Origin of the sequence: Nitratidesulfovibrio liaohensis (assembly GCF_011682075.1) — a bacterium.
Lineage (GTDB): Bacteria > Desulfobacterota > Desulfovibrionia > Desulfovibrionales > Desulfovibrionaceae > Cupidesulfovibrio > Cupidesulfovibrio liaohensis.
Window position 1 is genome coordinate 1 of the sequence record NZ_VSMK01000130.1, and the last position, 6,196, is coordinate 6,196.

A 6,196-nucleotide genomic window follows, 5' to 3' on the forward strand; every position below is an offset into this window, starting at 1 on the left:
GCCGAGCCGCGTCCCACGGCGGGGCGCGGACCTGTGGCCATGCCCGGCGCACTGGTCCGTCTGCTGGACCCGGTGCCTTCGGCACCACCGCTTCAGTCGGTGCCGCCTGGGGTGGCGCAGCCAGCGGAACCAGCAGGACCTTCCGCGCGGCCCGCACCCCATCCCGGTTTCCCTCATGCCGTACCGCAGCCCGACGAACCGGCGGCCCGCTCGCTGCACGTGCTGGTGGCCGACGACAGCGAGGTGGCCCGCACCATTGCCGCGCGCCTGCTGCAACGGCGCGGGCATACCTGCGCCACGGCCCAGGACGGGGTGGAGGCCCTGACTCGGCTTGCGGCGGAACGCTTCGACCTGGTGCTGCTGAACATGGAGATGCCACGCATGAACGGGTTCGAAACCTTGCGCCGCATCCGCAATTCCATGCACCCCGGTGTCAGCCCGGCCCTGCCCGTGGTGGCCATGACGGCGCATGCCCTGGCGGGCGACCACGAACGCATGCTGGCCGCAGGCATGGACGGTTACGTGGCCAAACCCATCCAGCCCGCCGCCTTCCACGAGGAAATCGAACGGGTGGCGTGCCTGGCCGGGCTGGTGCGGCAGGGCTGATCCGCCGCCTGTTGGCATCCTCTTCCTGTCTCGCGTCCCCCCTTTTCTCCCCGTCCGAGATGCTTGCAATATGCTGTCTTATAAATAAGTTACGTCCTCGCATCCAGTGTTTGAGCATCAAATCCGTGCGATATCGCACGGATTTGCCCTCGGAAATCAGCTTTTGACGCGGTGTGCGAAAAAGAACACTATGCGGCATCATCATGCACGCACCGGACGACCACGCGGCACAGCCCGCCCCATCCGAGGGGGATGACGCCTCTGGAACGCCGGAGGCATCCCGTCTTGCATCCGCACCCGCCGGGGACGGCTTTTCCCGTGGGCTGGCCGGTGCGGGCCGGGTGATGCGCCTGCCGCGCCGTCTGCCCTCGCCCGTGGCTGCGCTGCTGTCCCAGATCGCCGATGTTCCCGGCGTGCCGTATGCCGCGCCAAGGAATGTGCCCGATCCGGCAGCCCCCCCCCCCCCCCCCTCAAGTCCCCAAAGTGCCCCAAGTTCCGCAAGTTCCTCCGGTGCCGCTGGCCAACCGCCGCCCGAAGCCACGTCCGCGGGCGGCTTCAGTTATGCGGCCTCGGTCATCCTGCCCCAGACCGGATGGGCCGCGTCGGAATTCCTGCCGCGCCTGGTGGGCGAACTATCCTCCCCCGGTAACCTTTCCGTGCTCGAACGCGAAATGCACCGCCAGGCGGTCGGTGTGCCCACGCCGTATTCCCTGTCCCTGCGTGGCGAAACCGGCACCACGGTGGAACTGCTGGTCACGCCGCGCCCCCTGCGCGGCGTTGCGCCCGGGGTATCCGAAGTTGCCGGCTCATCTGGCTCATCTGGCTCATCTGGCCCATCTGGCTCATTTGGGGCCTCCGGATATGGTGGCGAAGGCCCGGTGCTCTGCGCCACCCTGACGGCAACCCCGCTGCCCAGCCAGTCCAGCGAGGGGCCCGCCCCGGCCTGGAGCGAGCGGACCCGGCTGCTCAACCTGCTGGACCGGTTGCCCGCCTACGTGGTGCTGCTGGGGCCGGACTATTCCATCCGGTACGAAAACCGGGGCTTCCGCCAGTTGTTCGGCCCCGGCGTGGGCCGCCCCTGCTACGAGGTTATCCGGGGCCAGAACCAACCCTGCGCACTGTGTCCGCCCTTCGACGTGTTCGATTCGCGCACCCTGTGCGTGTGCGAGTGGGCCTGCCCGGAACGCCGCTCCGCCTTCCGCATCTATTCCTATCCTTTCGAGGACGTGGACGGGTCGCCCCTGGTGCTCAAGTTGGGCATCGACATCACCTCCGGGGTGCGCGCGCAGGAGGCCCTGTCCATAAGCGAGGGCCGCTACCGCTCCATCACCGACAACCTCACCCTGGGCATTGCCGTGCTGGACAGGGCCCTGGGCATCACCGCGTCCAACCCCCGCCTGCTCGAATGGTTCGGCGAGGCGGCGGCGCCCGGTGGGCTGCTGTGCCGCATGCTGGCCGAGCACTGCGGCGAGGACAACACCCGCTGCCCCTGCTGCGCCTGCCTGGCCACCTTCCGCGACGGGCAAACCCACGAATGGCGGCTGGAGATCACGGCCCGCCCCGGCGGGCGCCGGTCGTACCGGCTGACGTCGTGCCCCATCCTGGCGGGCGATGGCGGGGTGGATTCGGTCATTGTCATGCTGGAGGACGAGACCGATCGGCTGCGCGTGGAGGAACGCTTGCAGCGCGCCCGCAAGCTGGAGGCCATGGGTACTCTGGCCACGGGCATTGCCCACGAGATCAACCAGCCCCTGTCGGCCCTGCAACTGTACGCGGGCAGCCTGGAGATGCTGGCGGAAAAGGACCGGGCGCCTGACCGCGAAACCCTGCTGGCCCGCCTTGCGCTGATCCTTGGTGAGACGGCGCGCATCCGCGACATCATCGACCACATGCGGGCGCTGGTGGCCCACGGCGACACGGCCCTTTCGGCCACCCAGGTCGAGGCGGCGGTGGACCGGGCGCTGGGGCTGGTGGGGGCGCAACTGCGCGCCCACCGGGTGGCCATCGACCGCGTACTGCCTCCGGATCTGCCCGCCGTGCGTGCCAACCCGGTGCAGTTGGAGCAGGTGGTGATCAATCTGGTGGTCAACGCCATGCACGCGCTGGATGCCCGGGAACCGGCGGACGGGCAGGACCGGCGTATCCGCATCGAGGCTGCCTACCGGCCCGTGCAACGCGGTGGTGCCGAACGACCCGAACTGCCAGATCGGCCAGACCGGCCAGACCGGCCAGATCGGCCAGACCGGCCAGATCGGCCAGACCGGCCAGATTGGACGGAGCCGGGCGACGGGCAGGGGGAAAAGTCAGCGGATGGCGAGGCCCCGGCGGGTCGCGTGCTGCTGACCGTGTCCGATAACGGGCCGGGGCTGCAAGGGCTGGAAGACCGGGTGTTCGACCCCTTCTTCACCACAAAGGATCCGCACAAGGGATTGGGGCTTGGCCTCGCCATCGTGCACAGCTTCGTGGAGTCATGGGGCGGCGAGATTTCCGTATCCGGCGGTGAACCGCCCATGACCGGCGCCGCGTTCACCCTGGCCCTGCGCCAGGCCTCGCCGCCGGAACCGGACACCGGCGGGTAGGCGCGCCGCATCCCGGGGGGCTCGGCGTGCTTCCAGGCTCGCCCGGACACTGCCGGCCCGCCTGCGCCGAACACCCGGACGCAATGCGACAGACAGATACGATGCCTAAAGGACATCCACATGCGCATACTCATTGTTGACGACAATCTGCCCAGCCTCCAGAGCCTCAGCCTCGTCCTGCACGACCTGGGGTACGAACCGACCCCCTTCGAAGACCCCGTGGCCGCACTGGCAGAGGCCCGGACCACCTGGTTTCCGCTGATCATCACCGATATCCGCATGCCCGGCATGGACGGCCTGACACTACTTTCGCACCTGAAGGAAGACCCCTCCACCGCAGAGGCAGACGTGGTGCTGATCACCGGCCACGGCGACATGGAAACCGCCGTCGAGGCGTTGCGGCGTGGGGCGTACGACTACCTGAACAAGCCCATCAACGCCCGTGAACTGGCGGCGGTGGTGGAGCGCTGCGCCGAGCATCAGTCGTTGCTCATGGAAAACCGTGAGTTGCGCGAGCACCTGGACGAGGCCGTGGAAGAACGGGCCGACACCCTGCGCCGCGAACTGGAATCGGCCCGAACCAGGCTGCGCCAGGTGACCGGCATCGGCGAAGTGGTGGCGGCATCGCCCTCCATGTCCGGGCTGCTGGACGAGACGCGGGTGTTTCATGCCGAACCGTCCGTGCCCGTGCTTATCGAAGGCGAAACGGGCACCGGCAAGGAAGTGGTGGCCCGGCTCATCCATTATGGCGAATCGGGCAACGACACTCCGTTCATCGCCCTGAACTGCGCGGCCATTCCGCACGAACTGTTCGAGGCGGAGCTGTTCGGCCACGAGCCGGGGGCCTATACCGGCAGCCGCACCGGGGGAGCCCCGGGCAAGCTGGAACTGGCGGGCGGGGGCACCCTGTTTCTGGACGAAGTGGCGGAAATGCCCCTTTCCTTGCAGCCCAAGTTGCTGCGGGTGCTGGAAGAACGCTGCTTCTACCGCCTGGGCGGTGTGAAGCGGCGCGAATTCAAGGCCAGGGTGGTCTGCGCGGGCAACCGCGACCTTTCGGCCATGGTGGAAGCCGGTCAGTTCCGGCGCGACCTGTACCACCGGCTGCGGGTGGGGCATCTGCGCATTCCCCCGCTGCGCGAACGGCCAGAGGACATTCCCGTGCTGGCCGGGTTGTTCCTGCAGCGCGAGGCGGTGCGCAAGAAGAAGCGCTTCACCGCGCTTTCGCCCGACGCCCTGCGCCTGCTGGGCCGCCACCCATGGACGGGCAACGTGCGCGAACTGGAAAATGCCGTGGAACGCGCCGTGCTGCTGCACGACGGCCCCGCCCTCACCGCCCGGCACCTGAGCTTTCTGGACGAACACGGGATGGTCGACGCGCCAGTGCCCGCTGCCACCGGCCAGTCCGGCACCTGGCAGCTGGACCCGGACAACCTGACGCTGCCCGACACTCCCTTCGACGTGGAAGCGCTGGTGGACGGCCTGGTACGCAAGGCGGTGGAGCGGTTCGGCGGCAACAAGAGCCGCGCGGCGGCATATCTGGGCATTTCGCGATTCGCCCTGCACCGGCGGCTTTCCAAGTAACCGGGTTTGCGGTGCACGAATTCGGGTTTTCCCTACCTTTTTGATGGGTGCAGCATGAAGACGTGCGGGATCGCCCTACCGTGCGGAAGTGCACGTGCGTTTTCGCACTGTAAGGGGTGGGAATAAGGGGGACGCTCCAGAGGTCCGTTGCGACACTTCTGGCATGAGTTTGGTTTTACAGGAAAATAATTGCAGTTAGTGGTTGCGCGCTTTATGGCACGCAGCTTGCTTAACAGGTAGGAAGACTGCGGGACATAAGCCATATCGGCGGTCCCCCCCCCGACCCCCGCAGTCGAACACAGGCTCTGATGTGCCGGGCCACTGGCGGATATCCCCCCCCATCCGCCCACGGTCCGGGGTGTTACTTCAGATCCCCCCTTTCGGAAGCCTTCTGTACGGACACCCCCCCGTCCCGCAGGAGGCTTTCGACTTTTCCGCGTCCTGCGGTGGCGTTTTTCGGTGCGGTATCCGCCGCCTTCCTCCATCCCCCGCATGCATCTGCCCCACCTTCCCTCGGCGCGCTTGCATCGCGTGTCCACTGGATGTAGCATCCGGCCCGAATCCTCAGGGCGGGGTGAAAGTCCCCACCGGCGGTATTCCCGCGCGGCACGCCGCGCCGGAGAGCCCGCGAGCGCCCGTTCCGTCGTGGAGCGGGGTCAGCAGACCCGGTGAGATGCCGGGGCCGACGGTAACAGTCCGGATGAAAGAGGACGCGGCGCAACGCCAGTCGACCCCGCGGGCAATCCCTGCCCGGCAGGGGGCGAGGCGTGGTGCGTGACGGTATGGCCGCTGATGCGGCGTGCCGATGCGGGCCTTCCGGCGGGCGCGTCTTTCGCGCGTACTCCGGTGCCCAGCTCGGTGCGTTGCCCACGGGTGTACCGCCCCGCCGCGTTTCCACACGCCCTGATTCTGGACCTCCAGCCAAGGAGATGCGCCATGAATCAGCCGTCCCCCACTTCCGCAGCGGCCGGAACCACCGGCCCCCCCATGCATTCCGTCACGCCCGTGCCGCAAGCCGGGCCTGCGCCGTTGCCGCAGGCGGCCCCTCTGGCCCCTCTGGCAACAGTCGAGCAGGCCCTGGATGCCCTGCGCGCGGGGCGCGGCATCCTTGTCGTGGACGACGAGGACCGCGAGAACGAAGGCGACATGATCTTTGCCGCCGAAACCCTGACCGAGGCGCAGATGGCCCTGCTGATCCGAGAGGGCAGCGGCATCGTCTGCCTGTGCCTTACCGGCGCCCATGCCGACGCGCTGGACCTGCCGCCCATGGTGGCCTGCAACACCAGCCGCACCGGTACGGCGTTCACCGTGACCATCGAGGCGGCAGAGGGCGTCACCACCGGCGTTTCCGCCGCCGACAGGTTGGCCACGGTGAAGGCGGCGGCAGCACCCGGCGCGCGCCCGGAACACCTGCGCCGACCCGGCCACGT

At 68.2% G+C, this 6,196-nt stretch carries 4 protein-coding genes and 1 riboswitch; all 4 genes read left to right on the forward strand.

Annotated elements, in window-relative coordinates; genetic code table 11:
* A partial coding sequence (locus FVW27_RS05665; RefSeq protein ID WP_167123474.1) for a response regulator occupies positions 1–606 on the forward strand: 606 nt, incomplete at its 5' end.
* A 203-nt stretch (positions 607–809) separates the two neighbouring features.
* Positions 810–3,185, forward strand: a complete 2,376-nt coding sequence (locus tag FVW27_RS05670; RefSeq protein ID WP_243838234.1) for a PAS domain-containing sensor histidine kinase — start codon at positions 810–812, stop codon at positions 3,183–3,185.
* A 120-nt stretch (positions 3,186–3,305) separates the two neighbouring features.
* Positions 3,306–4,766, forward strand: a complete 1,461-nt coding sequence (locus FVW27_RS05675) for a sigma-54-dependent transcriptional regulator (RefSeq protein WP_167123476.1) — start codon at positions 3,306–3,308, stop codon at positions 4,764–4,766.
* 556 nt (positions 4,767–5,322) lie between these two features.
* A riboswitch (FMN riboswitch) is annotated at positions 5,323–5,482 on the forward strand.
* A 220-nt stretch (positions 5,483–5,702) separates the two neighbouring features.
* The coding region (locus FVW27_RS05680) for a 3,4-dihydroxy-2-butanone-4-phosphate synthase (protein ID WP_243838235.1) at positions 5,703–6,196 on the forward strand (494 nt) is incomplete at its 3' end.

Excerpts from the sequence above, each read along its gene's own strand:
- FVW27_RS05670 (WP_243838234.1), top strand. The coding sequence starts at position 810 with ATGCACGCACCGGACGACCACGCGGCACAGCCCGCCCCATCCGAGGGG.
- FVW27_RS05675 (WP_167123476.1), top strand. The coding sequence starts at position 3,306 with ATGCGCATACTCATTGTTGACGACAATCTGCCCAGCCTCCAGAGCCTC.